This is a genomic window from Kluyvera sp., assembly GCF_965301105.1.
Genome location: NZ_CBDKZX010000004.1, coordinates 59,022 through 78,195, shown reverse-complemented (window position 1 = coordinate 78,195; position 19,174 = coordinate 59,022). Strand labels below are relative to the sequence as shown.

General features: G+C 54.5%; 15 protein-coding genes. 5 read left to right on the top strand and 10 right to left on the bottom strand.

Going from position 1 to position 19,174, the window contains the following annotated elements; all coding sequences use genetic code 11:
• Positions 1–134: 134 nt before the first annotated feature.
• Both ACW14G_RS02860 and ACW14G_RS02855 read left to right on the top strand, forming a co-directional pair.
• Complete coding sequence (locus tag ACW14G_RS02860; protein WP_419058769.1) at positions 135–1,847, top strand: polysaccharide lyase family protein; 1,713 nt, start codon at positions 135–137, stop codon at positions 1,845–1,847.
• Between the two features lie 10 nt (positions 1,848–1,857).
• Positions 1,858–2,613 (top strand): oligogalacturonate-specific porin KdgM family protein, encoded by a 756-nt coding sequence (locus ACW14G_RS02855; RefSeq protein WP_065357582.1) that lies wholly within the window; start codon positions 1,858–1,860, stop codon positions 2,611–2,613.
• Positions 2,614–2,727: 114 nt separating this feature from the next.
• Here ACW14G_RS02855 and acnA read toward each other — a convergent pair whose 3' ends face one another.
• From acnA to topA, 5 genes are all read right to left on the bottom strand, one after another.
• Positions 2,728–5,403: an aconitate hydratase AcnA gene (gene acnA, locus ACW14G_RS02850; protein ID WP_249021932.1), complete on the bottom strand. Its 2,676-nt coding sequence runs from the start codon at positions 5,401–5,403 to the stop codon at positions 2,728–2,730.
• A gap of 212 nt (positions 5,404–5,615) precedes the next feature.
• Entirely contained in the window at positions 5,616–5,780 is a 165-nt protein-coding gene (locus ACW14G_RS02845) for a hypothetical protein (RefSeq protein WP_163448896.1), read from the bottom strand.
• Between the two features lie 2 nt (positions 5,781–5,782).
• Positions 5,783–5,932, bottom strand: a complete 150-nt coding sequence (locus tag ACW14G_RS02840) for a YmiA family putative membrane protein (RefSeq protein ID WP_419058771.1) — start codon at positions 5,930–5,932, stop codon at positions 5,783–5,785.
• Between the two features lie 305 nt (positions 5,933–6,237).
• Complete coding sequence (cysB, locus tag ACW14G_RS02835; RefSeq protein WP_035892921.1) at positions 6,238–7,212, bottom strand: HTH-type transcriptional regulator CysB; 975 nt, start codon at positions 7,210–7,212, stop codon at positions 6,238–6,240.
• A gap of 180 nt (positions 7,213–7,392) precedes the next feature.
• Entirely contained in the window at positions 7,393–9,990 is a 2,598-nt protein-coding gene (topA, locus tag ACW14G_RS02830; RefSeq protein ID WP_455648469.1) for a type I DNA topoisomerase, read from the bottom strand.
• Positions 9,991–10,385: 395 nt separating this feature from the next.
• Here topA and ACW14G_RS02825 point away from each other — a divergent pair, with 395 nt between their 5' ends.
• A complete protein-coding gene (locus ACW14G_RS02825; RefSeq protein WP_064546024.1) occupies positions 10,386–10,637 on the top strand; it encodes a YciN family protein in 252 nt (83 codons plus the stop codon).
• A gap of 81 nt (positions 10,638–10,718) precedes the next feature.
• Here the strand turns inward: ACW14G_RS02825 and sohB are convergent, their stop codons facing one another.
• Positions 10,719–11,765 (bottom strand): protease SohB, encoded by a 1,047-nt coding sequence (gene sohB, locus ACW14G_RS02820; protein WP_249021934.1) that lies wholly within the window; start codon positions 11,763–11,765, stop codon positions 10,719–10,721.
• A 253-nt stretch (positions 11,766–12,018) separates the two neighbouring features.
• On the opposite strand from sohB, the gene ACW14G_RS02815 reads away from it, so the two are divergent.
• Complete coding sequence (locus ACW14G_RS02815; RefSeq protein ID WP_163448910.1) at positions 12,019–12,777, top strand: YciK family oxidoreductase; 759 nt, start codon at positions 12,019–12,021, stop codon at positions 12,775–12,777.
• The gene (cobO, locus tag ACW14G_RS02810; RefSeq protein WP_065357586.1) at positions 12,774–13,364 is read left to right on the top strand and encodes a cob(I)yrinic acid a,c-diamide adenosyltransferase; all 591 of its coding nucleotides are present in this window, start codon (positions 12,774–12,776) and stop codon (positions 13,362–13,364) included. The genes ACW14G_RS02815 and cobO overlap by 4 nt, the downstream gene beginning before the upstream one ends.
• Here cobO and ACW14G_RS02805 read toward each other — a convergent pair.
• The 4 genes from ACW14G_RS02805 to rluB all read right to left on the bottom strand — a co-directional run bounded on the left by ACW14G_RS02805 (position 13,336) and on the right by rluB (position 19,148).
• Positions 13,336–14,310 carry a helix-turn-helix transcriptional regulator gene (locus tag ACW14G_RS02805; protein WP_249021935.1) on the bottom strand — a complete coding sequence of 325 codons (975 nt, stop codon included), beginning with the start codon at positions 14,308–14,310 and terminating at the stop codon, positions 13,336–13,338. The genes cobO and ACW14G_RS02805 overlap by 29 nt on opposite strands.
• A 23-nt stretch (positions 14,311–14,333) precedes the next feature.
• Positions 14,334–16,685 (bottom strand): beta-glucosidase, encoded by a 2,352-nt coding sequence (locus tag ACW14G_RS02800; protein ID WP_249021936.1) that lies wholly within the window; start codon positions 16,683–16,685, stop codon positions 14,334–14,336.
• Between the two features lie 17 nt (positions 16,686–16,702).
• The gene (locus tag ACW14G_RS02795; RefSeq protein ID WP_249021937.1) at positions 16,703–18,064 is read right to left on the bottom strand and encodes an MFS transporter; all 1,362 of its coding nucleotides are present in this window, start codon (positions 18,062–18,064) and stop codon (positions 16,703–16,705) included.
• A gap of 181 nt (positions 18,065–18,245) precedes the next feature.
• Entirely contained in the window at positions 18,246–19,148 is a 903-nt protein-coding gene (gene rluB / locus ACW14G_RS02790; protein WP_065357590.1) for a 23S rRNA pseudouridine(2605) synthase RluB, read from the bottom strand.
• Positions 19,149–19,174: the final 26 nt, after the last annotated feature.

Here is a 19,174-nt window from a genome sequence, read left to right as displayed (position 1 = left end):
CATTCTTAAGCGATTAAACCCCATTCTTTGTATTTCCGACAAAAACAGGGTTGTGGCTGGTTATTTTATAAAGGTTTTAATGACGTCATAGATGATTAACTGTTCCGACACAGCTATCCACAAGAGTGAATAATATGAGGCTAACGTCTACTGCATCTATTCTGGCGATATTGCTCTCCACGGCAATATCACCGGCATGGGCCGTTAAGTTTGAACAACAGCAAGATAAATATCTTATTGATAATGGCAAATTGAAAATCACCCTTGCAGCATCGGGAAATATCACCCGCCTGGAGATGGGCAGTAATAATCTGCTGGCACATTTATCTGGCACCCAGCGCGACCCTGATAAAATTCGCAGCGGTTACCTTGATTATCACTCAGGGCGCGTTACGCCATTTATTGCCGACAAATTTACGCTCATTGAAAATACTCCGCAGCGGCTGCACATCATGTTTCAGGGAGAAAACCCAGAAAAGCTAGCGCTGGAATATCACTATATTATTCCGCAAGGCAGCAGTGGCTTTTATAGCTACGTCGTGGCGGAAAATAAAACACCCAAACCGGTATTAATCAGTGAGCTTAGGGTGGTATATCGCTTTGACCCTCTGCGCCTGAATCATCTGTTTAACGGCCAGCGCGATGGTATTCCTTTGCTGTATAGCGCATTAGAAAAGTTACCCAAAATCCAGGATGAAACCTGGCGTTTACCCTCTGGTGATGTCTATAGCAAGTATGATTTCGCCGGCTATCAGCGACAGCTGCCTTTCTGGGGAGTCTATGGCGATGGGCTCGGCGCATGGCTGATTCCCGCCTCACCGGAGTACTTTTCCGGCGACAGCAACAAGCAAGAGTTGCTGGTTCATCAGGATGCCATCGTCCTCAACTACCTGACCGGCGCGCACCTTGGCTCTCCCGATATGATTGCGCCGCCGGGCTGGCAGAAGCTATACGGCCCATGGTTTATGTACTTCAATCAGGGCGATGCCGAAACGCTGAAACAGGACGTCCAGCGTCAGGCGCTAGCCGAACAGCGCGCCTGGCCCTACACGTGGGTGAAAGACGACCGCTATAGCACCCAACGCGCTGAAGTGCTTGGCCGAGTGCTCTCGCCGACAAAGGTCAATGTCACCCTCAGTTCCTCGCTCACCGAGCCGACCGATGTCCAGACCCTGGGATATGCCTGGAGCAGCACCAGCGACGCGCAGGGCCGAATCGCCTTCAACAACGTGGTAAAAGGCCAGTATCGGCTTGATGTTTATGCCAGCGAAGGCCAGCGCCCCGGGCTGCTGTACAGCACTACGGTCAACATTCAGGATGATGTCACGGTGCTGGCTGACATTACGCTGCCGCCCTTCGTCGCGCCGCTGTGGTCCATCGGCCAGTCCGACCGTTCAGCCAGCGAGTTCCGCTTCGGCAATGCTCCGCGAGGCTGGCAGTGGCAGCATCGCGTCCCCGCCAGTCTGACGTTCGATATCGGACGCAGCGACCCGCATCAGGACTGGTATTACGCGCAGACCCAGCCCGGCGATTGGTCGATTCGCTTTAGCGATACCGCCGATCGTCAGCCCCGTTATTTAAACGTCGCGTTCGCCGCCGTCAGTAACTTCGGTATGGACCACCCAACCAAACCCGTCATGCAGGTGTTGTTAAATAATAAAGCCATTAAAACGCTGGCATACGAAAACGATAAGGCTATTTACCGTGGCGCAACCCGTAGCGGTAAATACCATAACGAAAAAATAGAACTGCCCGCGGACAAGATGGTTAATGGCAATAATACCGTCACCTTCCGACTCCAGGGCGGAGAATTTATGTACGACTTTATCTCGTGGTCTAAAAAATAAGAGGAAAAATATGTTATCTCGTAAATACCTTATGGCAGGATGCGTCTTATTAGTTAGCCAGGTTGCACTGGCAGAGGAAGGTTCATCACCGATTAAAGCACTAAGTCTGGATTATCGACACGAATATCGAACGCGCGACCGGACGCATTATGACAAGTTGAACATGTCAGCGGCCCTGCCGAATAACTTTAACTTCTCAATAGAAACAAAATATAAAACAGGTGGCAAAGACACCAAAGACAAGATGTTTTCTGATCCGGTGATCAATGCGGTCGAGCTTACTCTTTCCCGCGCTTTTATATTTGACAACTTCAAGATATCACCGTTAATTCAACCAGAATTCAATAACGAACGTACCGAATGGAAATTTGGTTTCGTGCCCTGGTATACTTTTAATGAAAACTGGGCCATCGGCGGGATGTACCGTTTTGAAATGACCGATTACGCCAACGATCCCGACTGCGGCTATAATGGTGATAAATCCTGTAGCACCAACAAACACCGTACGGTCAACCGTGGCGATATCTATTTGCGCTACACCTGGGACCGATTCTCCACCACTTATAAATTTATCTATAAGCACGGCGATGAAATATTATGGGGCAATCAGCACTATGACTATGAGCAGGAGTGGCAATTCGACTACTTGCTGGGTGATAAAAAAGAGTGGAAACCGTACGTCACTTTCGGCGATATAGGGCGCTCGTCGAAGTCCACCGAACGCCAGTTCCGTCTGCGTATGGGGGTGGTCTACACCTTTAAATAATCCGTTTTCGCGATAGCGCCAGGCGGCGCTATCGCACTGCTTCCGTTCTACATGCCACGTTAGCGTTTACTTTTGCAATCGTCTGTTTTGGGGCCAGCCATCGGCCCCGTTTTTTTAATTCAGCATATTACGAATCACGTAATGCAAAATACCGTCGTTCTGGTAGTAAGTGAGCTCGGTCGCCGTATCGATACGGCAGCGGCACAGCACGGTTTGCTGCTGACCATCTGCACGAGTTAGCACGACAGGGATCGTTGCCCCCGGCTTCAGTTGCTGTAGCCCGGCGATATCGATCCGTTCCTCGCCGGTGAGCTGCAGCGTTTTGCGGCTTTGGCCCTGTGGGAATTCCAGCGGCAGAATGCCCATACCGATGAGGTTGGAACGATGGATACGTTCAAACGACTCGGCAATCACCACCCGTACGCCGAGCAGACGCGGGCCTTTCGCCGCCCAGTCGCGGCTGGAACCCGAGCCATACTCTTTACCCGCAATCACCGCCAGCGGCGTTCCCTGCGCCTGATAGTGCATCGCCGCATCGTAGATGGACATCACCTCATCTCCAGGCAGCAGGCGGGTCATGCCCCCTTCCACGCCGGGCACCATCTCGTTACGGATACGAATATTGGCGAAGGTGCCGCGCATCATCACCAGATGGTTGCCGCGACGGGAACCGTAGGAGTTAAAGTCGCGGGTGGCGACGCCATTTTCCTGTAAATAGCGCCCTGCCGGGCTGTCCGCCTTGATGCTCCCTGCCGGGGAAATATGGTCGGTGGTGACTGAATCGCCAAGCATCGCCAGCACGCGCGCGCCCTGGATATCTTTCACCGGTTCCGGCACGACGCCCATCTGGTCAAAAAACGGTGACTGACGAATGTAGGTGGAATCATTCTGCCAGCTGTAGGTGTCCGAGGCTGGCACGCTAATCGCCTGCCACTCAGGTGTGCCGGCAAACACTGCCGCGTACTCTTTGTGGAACATATCGGTCGATACCTGCTGCACCGCGCGCGCAATTTCATCGCTGCCCGGCCAAATATCCTTCAGGTACACCGGTCTCCCCTGACTATCTTCTCCCAGGGGATCCAGCGTCAGATCGACCGTCATATTACCCGCCAGCGCATAGGCAACCACCAGCGGCGGCGAAGCCAGCCAGTTCGTTTTAACCAGCGGATGAATACGCCCTTCAAAGTTACGGTTACCGGACAGCACCGCGCCAACGGTCAGATCGCCTTGTTTAATCGCGCTTTCAATCGGATCAGGCAAGGGTCCCGAGTTACCAATACAGGTGGTACAGCCATAACCAACCAGGTTAAAGCCCAACTGGTCAAGGTATGGCGTCAACCCGGCATAGGCCAGGTATTCCGACACCACCTTCGACCCCGGTGCCAGCGACGCTTTCACCCATGGCTTCGGCTTCAACCCGCGCGCAACGGCATTTTTTGCCAGCAGCCCGGCGGCCATCAGCACACTCGGGTTTGACGTGTTGGTACACGAGGTAATCGCAGCAATCACCACCGCCCCTTCCGGTAACGCATACTGCTCGCCGTTGAGGCTAAAGGCGACGGCCGGCTTTGCTTTACCCGCGCCATTCACTTCCAGTTCAGTGGTGGCGTTAAACGCTTTCGGCACGTTGCCCAGCGCGACGCGGTCCTGCGGGCGTTTCGGCCCGGCGAGGCTCGCCTCTACATCGCCCATGTCCAACGCCAGCGTTTGGCTGAATACCGGCTCATCGCCAGTGTGCCGCCACATGCCCTGCGCTTTGGCGTAGGCCTCCACCAGCGCGACCTGTGCATCGCTGCGTCCGCTCAGGCGCATGTAAGAGAGCGTGACGTCATCAATAGGGAAGAAACCGCAGGTTGCCCCGTATTCCGGAGCCATATTGGCGATAGTGGCGCGGTCAGCCAACGGCAGCGAATCCAGACCGTCGCCGTAGAATTCAACAAATTTCCCCACCACGCCAAGCTGGCGCAACATTTGGGTGACGGTGAGCACGAGGTCGGTGGCGGTAATTCCTTCACGCAGCTTGCCGGTCAGCTTGAAGCCAACGACATCGGGAATCAGCATGGAGACCGGCTGTCCGAGCATTGCCGCTTCCGCTTCAATACCGCCAACGCCCCACCCCAGCACGCCCAGGCCGTTAATCATAGTGGTATGGGAATCGGTACCGACCAGGGTGTCTGGATAGGCCACCCATTCATTGCCCTGCAATTCGCTCCACACCGCTTGCCCCAGGTACTCAAGGTTGACCTGATGGCAAATACCGGTGCCAGGTGGCACTACGCGGAAGCGGCTGAACGCCTGCTGCCCCCAGCGTAAGAAGGTGTAACGTTCGTGGTTGCGCGACATTTCAAGGCGCACATTTTCCTCGAACGCATCATCATCGCCAAAGCGATCTACGGTGACCGAGTGGTCAATCACCAAATCCACCGGCGACAAGGGGTTCACCTTATGGGTATCGCCGCCGAGGCGCTTCACAGCCTCGCGCATGGCAGCCAGGTCCACCACTGCCGGTACACCGGTAAAATCCTGCATCAGCACACGAGCGGGACGATAGGCTATCTCCCGGTCGGCATGGGCGTTTTTCAGCCAACCGGCCAGCGCCTGGATGTCGTCGGCAGTCACCGAGTCGTCATCCTGCCAGCGCAGAAGATTTTCCAGTAAAACTTTGAGTGATTTCGGCAGGCGGTCAATATCGCCAAGGGTCTTTGCGGCCAGCGCTAAGCTGTAGTAGCGGTAGGTTTTATTGTCGACCTGTAGCGTTTCCTTGCAGGCCTCTCGTAGGGTTGACGACATAGCTCCTCCTTAAATGACGGGAATTGCAGCACTCTGACACTCCTCAGAGCCTCTATTAAAGATAACACAACGACCCGAACACGCCGGAAAAGGGCTCAGATTGATAAATGCATCAACGCTTTATTAAAAAAGAGACGAAGGGAAATAAATAGCAGGAGAAGGATTTTCGGGATATATCGGTAGGGGAAGAAAGATGGACAATAACCCTGGAGTTACTGTTTCTTATTCTCATCCTGATTGAACAGTTCGATAAACTCTTTTTGCTCAGGCGTCAATTTCCACTCGTCCGGGACATTGACCTTATTATTATTCTCAACGGGTTTCTTTACCGCCGGCGCGCGGGGCTTCGCCGGTTTAACACGTTCAGACGTCAGCATGTTTAGCCCCAGAACTTCCAGATCAGCAGTGCGACAGCAATCCAGAACAGCGCGGAACCCAGGAATACGCTCAGCCATGCTTTGCGCTTCATGCCCGGTTCTTTATTTTCTGACGCCATTACATGCCTCTCGCAATCGATATTACTTATCATTTTCACACCAATTAATTGTTACAACTAATCATCATTGAGATAAATCCTAAGTAAATTTTAAGCAAAAATCCAGCGATTTTACGAATGCTGAGGGGAGATTTATTTATTCTTTTGACGGTGAAGGAATATTTGAGTAGAGAAGTTTGCTTAACGTTAAATTTATTTCTACTTTTGCTGCAATGTTGCCAATAGAAACAATTCTTAATCACGGCAATGAGCCGATGTGGGGAAAAAAATCAGGGGCTGGGGGGGGGTAATATAAGCCTTTTCGCCCCCGATGCCCGGGGGCGGATAATCATGGAAGATTACTTTTCCGGTAGCTTAATATCTTTGAACATGGCTTCAATGTCTTCATTAGAGCGTAGCGCTACCGCGGTGTCGACCACGTCGCGGGTCAAATGTGGGGCGAAGCGCTGAATGAAATCGTACATGTAGCTACGTAAGAAGGTGCTGCGGCGGAAGCCAATCTTCGTCGTGCTGTGGCTGAAAATACCGTCAGCATCGAGCTTAACCAGATCCGGGTCGGAGATAGGATCAACCGCCATGCTGGCAATCACCCCTACCCCAAGCCCCAGCCGCACGTAAGTTTTAATGACATCGGCATCGGTGGCGGTAAAAACAATACGCGGCGTCAGGCCTGCGCGATTAAACGCGGTGTCCAGTTCGGAGCGCCCGGTAAAGCCAAAGGTGTAGGTTACCAGCGGATACTGCGCCAACTCTTCAATCGTTACCGACGTTTTGGATGCCAGCGGATGCTCCGGCGTCACCACAATCGAGCGGTTCCAGTGGTAGCAAGGCAGCATCACCAGATCGTCATACAGGTGCAGCGCTTCAGTGGCAATGGCGAAGTCGGCGTTGCCTTTGGAGACCGCCTCGGCAATCTGGGTTGGCGAGCCCTGATGCATATGCAGCGACACCCGCGGATAACGTTCAATAAAGCCTTTAATCACGCCCGGTAAGGCGTAACGCGCCTGCGTGTGAGTCGTGGCGACGTACAGCGAGCCTTTATCCGGCCAGGTATGTTCGCCCGCCACAGATTTGATGGCGTCGACTTTCGACAGAACTTCCCGCGCAATACGGATAATTTCCTGACCTGCCGGAGTGACCTGCGTCAGATGCTTGCCGCTGCGGGCGAAAATCTGAATACCCAGCTCATCCTCCAGCATTCTGACCTGCTTACTGATGCCCGGCTGCGAGGTGTAAAGTCCTTCAGCGGTAGAGGAGACATTAAGGTTGTGATTGACCACCTCAACGATATAGCGGAGCTGCTGTAATTTCATGCGGTTGTATCCAGTCTGTACTCAGAAAGCGCTCATAAAGACGATTTAATCATAAGAAATGCATCTGCTATAACCACTATATCATTTATAGCAAGTGTGTATAGATGGAAACAAAAAATAATAACGAGGTTATAAAAAAGGGCCGCTATGCGGCCCTTTGTGAAGTTTTTGCGTGGAACGTTACTTTTTCGCTTCGACCCATTTACCGTCAACGAAGAACGCTGACCAGCCTGTCGCTTTACCGTCTTTTTCAGAGGCGACGTACTGCTGTTTAGTCTTACGGCTGAAACGTACCATCGTTTTATTACCGGCAGGATCCTGCTGCGGCGCATCGGCCAGATAACGCAGTTTCTCCGGCAGACGGTCGCGGAAGCGGTACAGCTCTTCCACCAGCGGCGCACGCGTTTCACGCGATTTCGGGAAAGTGTTAGCGGCCAGGAATACCCCGGCAGCGCCGTCACGCAGCACGAAATAAGCGTCAGACTTCTCGCACGGCAGCTCCGGCAGCGGCACCGGATCTTCCTTCGGCGGCGCGACTTCACCGTTACGCAGAATTTTACGCGTGTTCTTACACTCGTCGTTGGTGCAGGCCATGTACTTGCCGAAACGTCCCATTTTCAGGTGCATTTCGGAGCCACATTTCTCACACTCAACGATCGGGCCGTCATAGCCTTTGATGCGGAACTCGCCCTCTTCAATCTCGTAGCCGTCGCAGGTCGGGTTGTTACCGCAGACGTGCAGTTTGCGCTTCGGATCGATCAGGTAGCTGTCCATCGCCGTGCCGCATTTCTGGCAACGACGTTTGGCGCGCAGCGCGTTGGTTTCGGCATCGTCGCCTTCCAGCACGTTCAGCACTTCGTTTTCCGGCACCAGGTTGATGGTGGTTTTGCAGCGTTCTTTCGGCGACAGCGCGTAGCCGGAACAGCCGAGGAACACGCCGGTACTGGCGGTACGGATACCCATCTTGCGTCCGCAGGTCGGGCAATCAATGCTGGTCAGCACCATCTGGTTCGGCTGCATGCCGCCCTCTTCCGGCGCTTTCTCAGCGGTTTCCAGCTGCTTGGTGAAATCACCAAAGAACAAGTCCAGAACCTGCTTCCACTCGGCTTCGTGATTCGCCACGCGATCGAGGTGGTCTTCCATCTGCGCGGTGAAATCGTAATTCATCAAATCGCGGAAGTTCTCTTCCAGACGGTCGGTGACGATTTCGCCCATTTTTTCGGCATAGAAACGACGGTTTTCAGTGCGTACGTAGCCGCGATCCTGAATGGTCGAAATAATCGACGCATAGGTCGACGGACGGCCAATACCGCGTTTTTCCAGCTCTTTCACCAGAGACGCTTCGCTAAAGCGCGCAGGCGGCTTGGTGAAGTGCTGGGCTGGCGTCAGTTCAACCAGGCTGAGCTTGTCGCCCTGGTTGACCATCGGCAGCGTGCGGTCTTCATCGCCTTTGCGCAGCGCTGGCATCACTTTAGTCCAGCCGTCAAAGCGCAGGGTACGACCGCGCGCTTTGAGCTTGAAGTCGCCCGCTTTCACGGTCAACGTGGTGGAGTCGTACTGCGCCGGCGTCATCTGACAGGCTACGAACTGGCGCCAGATCAGCTGGTACAGCTTCTGTGCGTCCGCTTCCATATCTTTTAACGCTTCCGCCTGCACGGCAACGTCGGAAGGACGAATCGCTTCGTGCGCTTCCTGCGAGTTCTCTTTGCTGGCGTACTGATTCGGATTTTCCGGCAGGTATTTCTTGCCAAAATTATCGCTAATATAGCCGCGAACCATGTTCACTGCGTCCTGACTCAGGTTGGTGGAGTCGGTACGCATATAGGTGATGTAGCCCGCCTCATACAGACGCTGCGCCATCATCATGGTTTTCTTCACACCGAAGCCCAGACGCGTGCTGGCAGCCTGCTGCAACGTTGAAGTAATGAACGGCGCGCCCGGCTTGCTGCTGGTCGGCTTATCTTCACGCTCCAGCACGCTGTAGCTGGCTTTTTCCAACAGGCTGACCGCCGCCATGGTTTCGTCGCGGTTAACCGGACGGAACGGCTTGTCGCCCTGATGGGTGACTTCCAGCGCCAGAGCATCGCCGCCAGGCGTAGTGGTATTCGCGTCAACTTCCCAGAATTCTTCTGGAACGAAGGCTTTGATTTCACGCTCACGCTCAACCACCAGACGCACGGCAACGGACTGCACGCGACCTGCAGACAAACCGCGAGCGATTTTTTTCCACAGCAGCGGCGAAACCATGTACCCCACGACGCGGTCCATAAAGCGACGCGCCTGCTGAGCGTTAACACGATCAATATTCAGTTCGCCCGGCTTTTCAAACGCCTGGCGAATCGCATTCTTGGTAATTTCGTTAAACACCACGCGGCTATAGCGCGTTTCATCACCGCCGATCACTTCCCGCAGGTGCCATGCAATGGCCTCCCCTTCGCGGTCAAGGTCGGTTGCGAGATAGATGTGGTCTGCTTTTTCAGCAAGCTGCTTCAGCTCGTTAACGACTTTTTCTTTCCCTGGCAGCACTTCATATTGTGCATCCCAGTTATGCCATGGGTTAACACCCATGCGGTTGACAAGCGCGCTACGTTCATCCTTTTTAGGCTTTTTAGCCCTTTTGGTGGAGGTAGAGTCTGCGCTCTTTTTGCTGGCTGAGCCACTGGTCGGCAAATCGCGGATATGACCCACGCTGGACTTAACCACGTAGTCATTACCCAGATACTTATTGATCGTTTTGGCTTTTGCCGGGGACTCAACGATAACGAGAGCTTTACCCATATTCACCTTTACCTAATTTGATTCTTCCAGGAATACATCGCACATGTTCCACGTTCCACTGGCGACAAGCCTTGTATGTTGCGGCAACGCCAATGGATATCAACCCTTTACTGACCGGCTTTTGATGTAAGCACGCAGATGGCTGAGTTCACAGACTTTTTTTCGTCAGGAGCTATAGCACGAAGAATATTCGGTCGAATGTCAAGCAAATCTGTTGCCAGATTGCCGAAAGCGTCACACTGTACCTGATAAAATTCGTTACGCAACTTTATTAGCATGCAAACACCAATCATGCCAACTCTGCGGTAAAATCGTTACCCCTGGTAAACGTCGGGAATATTTGCCCACGACGGGCGCCCGGCGTAAACTAGCGCGAGAATTTTGAGGAGTTGAATATGTCAAATAATAGCCAACCTATCGATCGCCAGACGCTGCTGATTGAAGCCAACCGCCTTATTCGCGAACATGAAGATACTTTAGCCGGCATTGAAGCTACCGGCGTTGAGCAACGCAACGGCGTGCTGGTCTTCAGCGGCGAGTACTTCCTGGATGAACAGGGCCTGCCTACGCCGAAAAGCACGGCGGTGTTTAATATGTTCAAGTATCTCGCACACGAGCTGTCTGAAAAATATCACCTGGTTGACTGAGCTTAAGGCTGTCACCTGAGCCAAAAGAAAACGCCCGGTAAACGACGTTTACCGGGCGTGATTATTTTGAGGCCTGATGGCTTAAAGCATCGGTTTTTGCCCGCGCTGCCACCAGCGCATCATCAGACGATCCGCGCTTTCCGCGGCGCTGCCGGTAAAGCGGTCCATCATTTTCTTACGTCGCGTGTAGCGAACGTTGACCACTTCGTGATCGGCCATCAGCCCCAGCAGCAGTTCATCGCTGGTACCCACTTCATCAACCAGCCCTTTTTCCTGCGCTTGCGAGCCATACCAGTGCTCACCGGTCGCGACCTGTTCGATATCCAGCGTCGGACGCATCGTCTTCACAAAATCTTTAAACAGATGATGGGTTTCGTTCAGCTCTTCGCGGAATTTCTGTCGCCCTTCGTCGGTGTTCTCGCCCAGCAGCGTCAGCGTACGCTTGTACTGACCCGCAGTGTGCAGCTCAACGTCGATATCTTTATTTTTCAGGAAACGGTTGAGGTTTGGGATCTGCGCGACCACGCCAATCGAACCGAGAATAGCGAACGGCGCCGCGACGATTTTATTCGCCACGCAGGCCATCATGTAGCCGCCGCTGGCCGCGACTTTATCGACTGCGACCGTCAGCGGGATCTGCTTATCGCGAATACGCTGGAGCTGGGAGGCCGCCAGCCCGTAACCGTGCACCACGCCGCCAGGGCTCTCAAGACGCAGCACCACCTGATCCTGCGGTGTGGCGACCGTGAGCACGGCGGTAATCTCTTCACGCAACGAGGCAACTTCGTGGGCATCCATGCTGCCTTTAAAATCCAGCACCCACGCGCGCGGTTTGCCGGAGACGGCGCTTTCGCCCTGCTTCGCTTTGGCCTTTGCCGCCTTTGCTTCTTGCTTCAGTTTTTTCTTTTGCGCTTTATGCCACAGCTTCTGCTGCGGCCCGTCGAGCAGCGCCACGGCTAAATCTTCCTGCATGTCCTTGTGCTGCTCGCTTAAGTTGGTGATCCGCAGTTCGCCCCGCTGCCGCTTGCGCGACGTCAGATTGACAATCAGCACGGCAATGACGGCAATAGCGACGACAACCGTCACGATCTTCGCGAGAAATAGACCATATTGAAAAAGTAATTCCACACATCCACCTTGTACAAAAATCACATAATCTGTCGCTCAGTGTACAACACCGCGTCCGGTACGTCTCGACTGGAGTATCAGCCCCCGAGGCCGCTTCCAGATGATTTTTTTGCAAATGAAATCATTGCAAATTGTTAATTAGACGTTGTCTCTCCGGTGCGCCGATTGAAATAGCGAAGAGATTCAGGCATAAAGCCCAAAAGCGATGAAAAGTACATAAAATATGGCCGCCAAAGGCCATAGAGGAGCTACCGTGCACTATCAACCCCAGCTCGACTTGTTGCAGAATCGTATCATCCTGGTCACCGGCGCCAGCGACGGTATCGGGCGAGAAGCCGCTATCACCTACGCGCGCTATGGCGCCAGTGTCATTTTATTAGGTCGTAGTGACGAAAAATTACGTTCAGTTGCGCAAGAAATCAGCAATATCAGTGAATTACCGGTCCGTTGGTATACGCTGGATCTGCTAACCTGTACCCCACAAGCCTGCCAGCAGGTCGCGCAGCAAATCAGCCTGCACTACCCGCGTCTTGATGGCGTGTTGCATAACGCCGGACTGTTGGGGGACGTGGTCCCCATGAGCGAGCAGGATCCGCAGGTCTGGCAGCAGGTGATGCAGGTTAACGTCAACGGCACCTTTATGTTGACCCAAGCGCTGCTGCCATTGCTGCTGCAATCGGATGCCGGTTCGCTGGTTTTCACCTCCTCCAGCGTGGGCCGTCAGGGGCGTGCAAACTGGGGGGCCTATGCGGTGTCGAAATTTGCCACCGAAGGCATGATGCAGGTGCTGGCCGAAGAGTATCAGGGGCAGTTGCGCGTTAACTGTATTAACCCCGGCGGCACGCGAACCAAAATGCGCGCCAGCGCCTTCCCGACGGAAGATGCGCTGAAGCTCAAAACCCCTGCCGATATCATGCCGCTTTATCTGTGGCTGATGGGCGATGATAGCCGCCGGAAAACCGGTATGACTTTTGATGCCCAACCCGGGCGTAAACCAGGAATTGCCCAATGAGTGATGAACGTTACCGCGAACGCCAGCAACGCGTGAAAGAGCGCGTCGCCGCCCGTGTCGCTGCCGCCCAGGACACACGAGGGATCGTGATTGTGTTTACCGGCAACGGGAAAGGCAAAACGACCGCCGCCTTTGGTACCGCCACCCGTGCGGTCGGCCACGGCCATAACGTCGGGGTGATTCAGTTTATTAAAGGCACCTGGCCGAACGGTGAACGTAACCTGCTCGAACCGCTGGGCGTTGAGTTTCAGGTGATGGCCACCGGGTTTACCTGGGACACTCAGAACCGCGAAAGCGACACGGAAGCCTGCCTCGCCGTATGGCAGCACGCCAAACGGATGCTGGCCGACGAGACGCTGGATATGGTCGTACTCGACGAGTTGACCTACATGGTGGCCTATGACTATCTGCCGCTGGAAGAGGTATTAACGGCGCTGAAAGCGCGACCGCAGCATCAAACGGTGATCATCACTGGCCGCGGTTGCCACCGCGATATCCTCGACTACGCCGATACCGTCAGCGAACTGCGGCCCGTCAAGCATGCGTTTGAAGCCGGGATTAAGGCGCAGATTGGGATTGATTACTAAGCTGCGTTAGCCTGTCGAGCAGCGCGGCGTTGAGCGGCAGGCACAGGCAATCTTCGCCCTGTGCCAGAGTACTTTCCGCTAAATTCTGTCGCGAAATAAAGCGTTTACGGTACTCGGTTGGCGTCAGCCCACAGTACTTATTAAAGGCGGCAATCAGCGCCTTATGTTCCTGAAAACCACAGCTGTGGCTGATGTCGGTGATCGGCGTGCGGGTGTCACGTAGCAGGGTGCGGGCTTTGTTCAGCCGCACCAGCGTCAGATATTCTTTGAAATTGTGTCGACTGACCTTTTTAAACAGCCGGGAAAAGTACGAGTAACTCATGCCGCTATGCTCGGCAACATCGCTCAAGGTCAGCGGCTGGTCGAAGTGCTGATTAATGTAATCAATCCCCTCTTTAATCATCGCGTCTTCCCGCAGCGTACTTTCAGCCCGCTGAGTCGGTTGCCCGGCTGCCACCAGCGCGTCCAGCAGCAGATAGATAGCCGCAAAGCGCTGAAACGGCGCATCGTTGTCGATAATCCGCGCCAGCAACGACTGTAGCCGGGGGTAAACGGCGCTGTCGGCTGGCGTCATAGCGTGGCGATGCGTTCGCCAGTTCAGCAACGGCGCCGGGTGCAGTTCATCAAACAGTCCCGGTGAAAACTGCACGGTCACCAGTTGGCTGCCGTCTTCTTCCGCGCTGAGCGCGTGTACCTCTTCGGCATTGATATACAGCATCTCCCCCGCGTGAAGCGCTACGCTTTGCTGCCCCACCGCCAGCGAAAACCGCCCGCGAAGCACGGTGATAAGCTCCGGCGCCGGATGCCAGTGCGGCTCGCAGTAGCGAACCTCCGCCGCAAAAACGTTGAGTTTCTCCGCGTCAAAGGCTATCAGCTCGTAGCCGCTGGCCGTCTGCCGCCCGGTATGGGCGGCCGGGCGAGGATGCGTTACTGAAAAAGGAAACACGCGCCTTCTCCTGTTATTAGCGGTTAGTCTGTTCCGGCCAACACCGCGTTCAGTTCATCACGCTCGATGTCCAGCGCCAGAAACTCGGTCAGCGCAATCAGCAGACCGCAGAACAGATCGGGCGCCAGGCGAATCAGCTTTTCTCGTACCTGTTCCGCAGGCATCTGGCTTTTTCCGGCAATCAACTGTACGACCCGGGCAAAAGCTTCCGGATGCTGAATCAGCTGTTGCAACGAGTTATCATCGCGGAGCGGCACGTAGCGTGGCGGGCAATCAACCTCAAACGTCGCGCTCAACGGCAGATCGCGGGATGACGCCCCCACATGAAGCTGCCATTCCCCCGGCGTAATAACCCAATCGGCCAGACCCGGATGATAGCAGGCAAGCTCGGCGATCGGCAGTTGCAGGCTGACACGGCGGGTTTCCCCAGCGGCCAATGCGACTTTAGTAAAGCCCTTTAAGGCACGCACTTCACGAATCAGCTCGCCTTTTGGTGCGGAAACATACAGCTGAACGACCTCTTTACCGTCATACGCCCCTACGTTGCGTAAATCAAAGGTGACGGTAAGCGTATCATCTGCCCCGGCATGCGTCGTCGAAAGCGACAGGTTATCATAGGCGAATTGCGTATAGCTTAAGCCAAAACCGAACGGGAACAGCGGGTTCAGGCGACGTTTATCGTAGTAACGATAGCCGACAAACAATCCCTCACCATAATGGTGACGCAGGTTTTCCCCCGGATATTGTAGCCAGGCCGGGGTCTCTTCCAGCGTATTAGGTACCGTCACCGTCAGCTTGCCGCTGGGGTTGCGCAGCCCGAACAAGATTTCCGCCACCGCGCGTCCCATGCCCTGCCCGGCAAAGAAGGTCTCCAGCAGCGCTTTACAGCCGCCCAGCCACGGCATCACGACCGCATCGCTGTTAGCCAGTACCACCACGACATTTGGCTGCACTGAGGCCACCTCGCGAATCAGACGCTCATGGACGGCCAGAATATTGAGATCCTGACGGTCACCGTTTTCGCCATCCTCGCCCACCGCGGTACTGACAAAGATCACCGCCACGTCGGCCTCCTGCGCCACCGCTTTCGCCTGCGTCAGCGCCGCCTCGTCATCGCGCAGGTCGTCAGGCGCGCCAATCGCCCAGCGCACGCTGAAATCATCACCCGCAAGGTCGAAAATTTCGTCCAACGGACGGTCAAGCAGATACGGTACCGTGGTTGCACAGCCGGAGCCCTGAATCACCGGCTCCTGCGCCGGTTTACCTAACACCGCAATACGCGGCGTTTTCTCCGGACGCAGCGGCAGTAACTCGTCGTCATTTTTCAACAATACAATGGATTCCGCCGCCAACTGCTGCGAAAGCGCATGATGCGCCGGGAAATCGGCCTGTGCATTCGGGCGGCGGTGGCGCTGCACTTTATCCAGCAGTTCCAGCATTCGCTGGCAGGCACGATCCACCACCGGCATTGGCACTTCGCCGGATTCAATCGCCGCCAGCAGCGTCTGTTTATCGCGTCGGGTTTCCGGCATCGCCAGATCGTTACCCGCCAGCAGCGATGCGGGACGATCCTTCACCCCGTACCAGTCGGACATCACCAGCCCCTGGTAGCCCCACTCGTCGCGCAGCACCTGGGTCAACAGGAACGGGTCCTGCGACGTTTGCACCCCATTCAGGCGGTTGTAGGAGGACATTACCGTCCACGGCTGCGACTTCGCGATCGCCCGCTGGAACCCTGCAAGATAGATTTCGCGCAGCGCGCGCTCTTCGATAATGGAGTCCATTTCCGTACGACGGTACTCCGAGTTGTTGGCGGCGAAGTGCTTCAGGCTGGCACCGACGCCTTCATTCTGCAGGCCGTTAATTAACGCCGCCGCGATATCGCCGCTGACGACCGGATCTTCGGCGTAGTATTCATAACCACGACCGGCCAGCGGCGTGCGGCGAATGTTGATACCCGGCCCCAACAATATCCCAACGCCCATATGCTGGCACTCGCGCCCCAGCGCCTGGCCCATTTGATAAACCAGATCGATATCCCAGCTACAGGCGAGACTCGAGCCGTTCGGGAAACAGGTGGCTGGCAGCGAGGTGCTGAACAAAGCTTCACTGCCCCCTTTCGCCGCCGACTCTTCAGCGTTAGCCTGGTCCGCGGTTTGGGTGATCACAGAGATAAAATCGTCCATGCTCCATTTTTCGCCACCGTCTATCTGCGCGCTGCTGTAACGCACGCCGTAGGTACCGTCGGTCATGACGATATCGTCAATACCGTGCCGCGGCAGGCTGGCGGTGCGCCACAGGCCGCTGCCGGTAAGCAGCGCCACTTTTTCTTCGGCGCTCATCGCGGCGATAAGGGTTTTAAAATCACGATTCATGTCTCGACTCCCTGAGGTTAAAGCGCGTTCTGCTTGCGCAGACTGATTTTCTGAACGATATCGCGGTAGGTTTTTTCATCGAGTGAATAGCTGGCGACAAAAATAGCGCTTATCGCGAACATGGCGCCGGGGAACAGCGTCATCAGGATATTGATACCGCTTAGCGCGCTGGCGCTAATGCTGGCGGCATCATAGTGGTAATAATCCAGCATCCACCCGGCACAACCGCCGCCAATCGCCATTGCAATTTTGGTAATAAAGTTGAAGAAGCCGTATATCGCGCCTTCGGTACGTACGCCATGATGCCATTCCGCATATTCCACGGTATCCGCAATCATTGACCACATGGCGACGAATCCCATGCCTAAGGTAATACTGAACAGGCACACCCCGGTCATAATTAACCAGATATTATTCCCCGCTACGAAATACTGCATCAGGACGCCCAGCACGCCAATCAATAGCGCCAGCAGGGTCATTTTCTTTTTCCCCATCATGGCGATGATTTTCTCAGAAACGACCGTCCCTAAAATATAAGCGGCCGACTGAATCATAAAGAACGAAGAGGTAAATCCTTCATTGCCAATAATATATTTAATAAAGTAAATGGCGATCGCCATCCACACGGTATAAGCAATATAAAAGAAGACGGTAAACAGCGACAGGTTAATCAAAGGGCCATTGCCCATCACGGCGCGGAACATTTCTTTTAGGGTCGGCGCAGGCGAATCTTCCTCTTCTCCCACGCGTTCTTTGGTCATGCCAAAACAGGCGAGGAACAAGAAGGTCGCCAGCAACGCAAAACAGGAGACGGCAAAAACATAGCCCATCTGTTTGTCATCGAACGGTGAAATCAGGATATCCGCGGTGGTCGAAACAATCAGATAGCCGACGATAGCCAGCACAAAGCGATACACCGACAGCGACGAACGCGAAGCCTCATGCTGGGTTAAGCGGTTGGTCATCGCCGAATATGGGGTGTTTACCGCCGTGTAGGCCAGACAATAAATAGTATAAGAACACAGCGCAAACCAGAATTTCGCTTCGCCGCCCAACGGCAGGAAGCACAGTACCGTCAGCAGCCCAAGCGGAATCGAGCCGTATAATAACCACGGACGGAGTTTGCCGTAACGACTGTGGGTTTTATCAATAGCAAAGCCAATCAGAATATTAAAGATGGCATCCACCACCCGTGCAATAACAAAGATCAGGCTTGCCTGGACCGCGCTGATGCCGAAGATATTGGTATAAAAAAATAATAAAAAAAGCGAAACGAAACCGAAGGATAAATTAGAGGCAAAATCGCCAAAGCCATAGCCTATCTTTTCTTTAACGCCGATAACCACATAGCTTGCCGAGAGTTTTTTCGTTGTTTCCATTTCGGGCTACCTGTTTGAGTAATCTGTGGCATCAGTATATGGCGGGCGCTATTTTATCACTTTGCGTTCTTTGTCTGGGGAATTCCTGTTTTTTGTCTTTATACAGAAGTGTGAATAGAATCACAGGAGAAGAGAAATGCGGGAATAAAGTTCCGGCGGTGGCCCGCCGGAACACAGGTGCTTACCCTTTCGGGTTATTACGCGTGCTGGAACGGCGGTTGCCGTTATTCGCATTATTGCCGGTGGTCGTGTGACGCTTCACGGCGCGACGAATCTGATTCGCCTTCATGCGGCGTCTGTCTTTTTCCACCGCCACTTTTGACGAGGTCTCCGGCGGCAGCTCAACCAGCTCACGCAGGTAGTTGGTTTGCGCCAGGTCCAGCTCGGTCCAGCCGCCGCGCGGCAGCCCTTTCGGCAGCGGAATATCGCCATAGCGAACGCGGATCAGGCGGCTGACCTGCACACCCACCGCTTCCCACAGACGACGGACTTCGCGGTTACGGCCTTCAGTCAGGGTTACGTTGTACCACTGGTTGATGCCTTCGCCACCGCTGAATTTAATGGTTTTGAACGCTGCCGGGCCATCTTCCAACTGCACGCCACGAGAAAGCTGACGCACTTTGTTGTCGTCCACTTCGCCAAAGACACGCACCGCGTACTCACGCTCAACTTCACGACTTGGGTGCATCAGGCGGTTCGCCAGTTCACCGTCGGTGGTAAACAGCAGCAGACCGCAGGTATTCACGTCCAGACGGCCTACGGCAATCCAGCGTGCGCCGCGCAGTTTCGGCAGACGATCAAACACGGTCGGACGCCCTTCCGGGTCGTTGCGAGTACAGAGTTCGCCTTCCGGTTTGTAATAGGCCAGAACACGGCAAATCTGTTCGACAGATTCTTTCACGGAGATCAGATGGCCGTCGATACGAATTTTGAGGCCCGGGATCACTTCAACGCGATCGCCCAGCTTGGCAATTTTGCCATCGACGCTCACGCGGCCCGCTTCAATAATCGTTTCAATTTCACGACGGGAGCCATGGCCAGCACGAGCCAGCACTTTTTGCAGTTTTTCGCTTTTATCGCTCATAGAGCTTCCTTCAGGTGTCGCCTTCA

What these genes read in the sequence shown, in the direction of transcription:
- ACW14G_RS02860 (WP_419058769.1), top strand. Translation starts at nt 135, where the DNA reads ATGAGGCTAACGTCTACTGCATCTATTCTGGCGATATTGCTCTCCACG.
- ACW14G_RS02855 (WP_065357582.1), top strand. Translation starts at nt 1,858, where the DNA reads ATGTTATCTCGTAAATACCTTATGGCAGGATGCGTCTTATTAGTTAGC.
- acnA (WP_249021932.1), bottom strand. Translation starts at nt 5,403, where the DNA reads ATGTCGTCAACCCTACGAGAGGCCTGCAAGGAAACGCTACAGGTCGAC.
- ACW14G_RS02845 (WP_163448896.1), bottom strand. Translation starts at nt 5,780, where the DNA reads ATGCTGACGTCTGAACGTGTTAAACCGGCGAAGCCCCGCGCGCCGGCG.
- ACW14G_RS02840 (WP_419058771.1), bottom strand. Translation starts at nt 5,932, where the DNA reads ATGATAAGTAATATCGATTGCGAGAGGCATGTAATGGCGTCAGAAAAT.
- cysB (WP_035892921.1), bottom strand. Translation starts at nt 7,212, where the DNA reads ATGAAATTACAGCAGCTCCGCTATATCGTTGAGGTGGTCAATCACAAC.
- topA (WP_455648469.1), bottom strand. Translation starts at nt 9,990, where the DNA reads ATGGGTAAAGCTCTCGTTATCGTTGAGTCCCCGGCAAAAGCCAAAACG.
- ACW14G_RS02825 (WP_064546024.1), top strand. Translation starts at nt 10,386, where the DNA reads ATGTCAAATAATAGCCAACCTATCGATCGCCAGACGCTGCTGATTGAA.
- cobO (WP_065357586.1), top strand. Translation starts at nt 12,774, where the DNA reads ATGAGTGATGAACGTTACCGCGAACGCCAGCAACGCGTGAAAGAGCGC.
- ACW14G_RS02800 (WP_249021936.1), bottom strand. Translation starts at nt 16,685, where the DNA reads ATGAATCGTGATTTTAAAACCCTTATCGCCGCGATGAGCGCCGAAGAA.
- ACW14G_RS02795 (WP_249021937.1), bottom strand. Translation starts at nt 18,064, where the DNA reads ATGGAAACAACGAAAAAACTCTCGGCAAGCTATGTGGTTATCGGCGTT.
- rluB (WP_065357590.1), bottom strand. Translation starts at nt 19,148, where the DNA reads ATGAGCGATAAAAGCGAAAAACTGCAAAAAGTGCTGGCTCGTGCTGGC.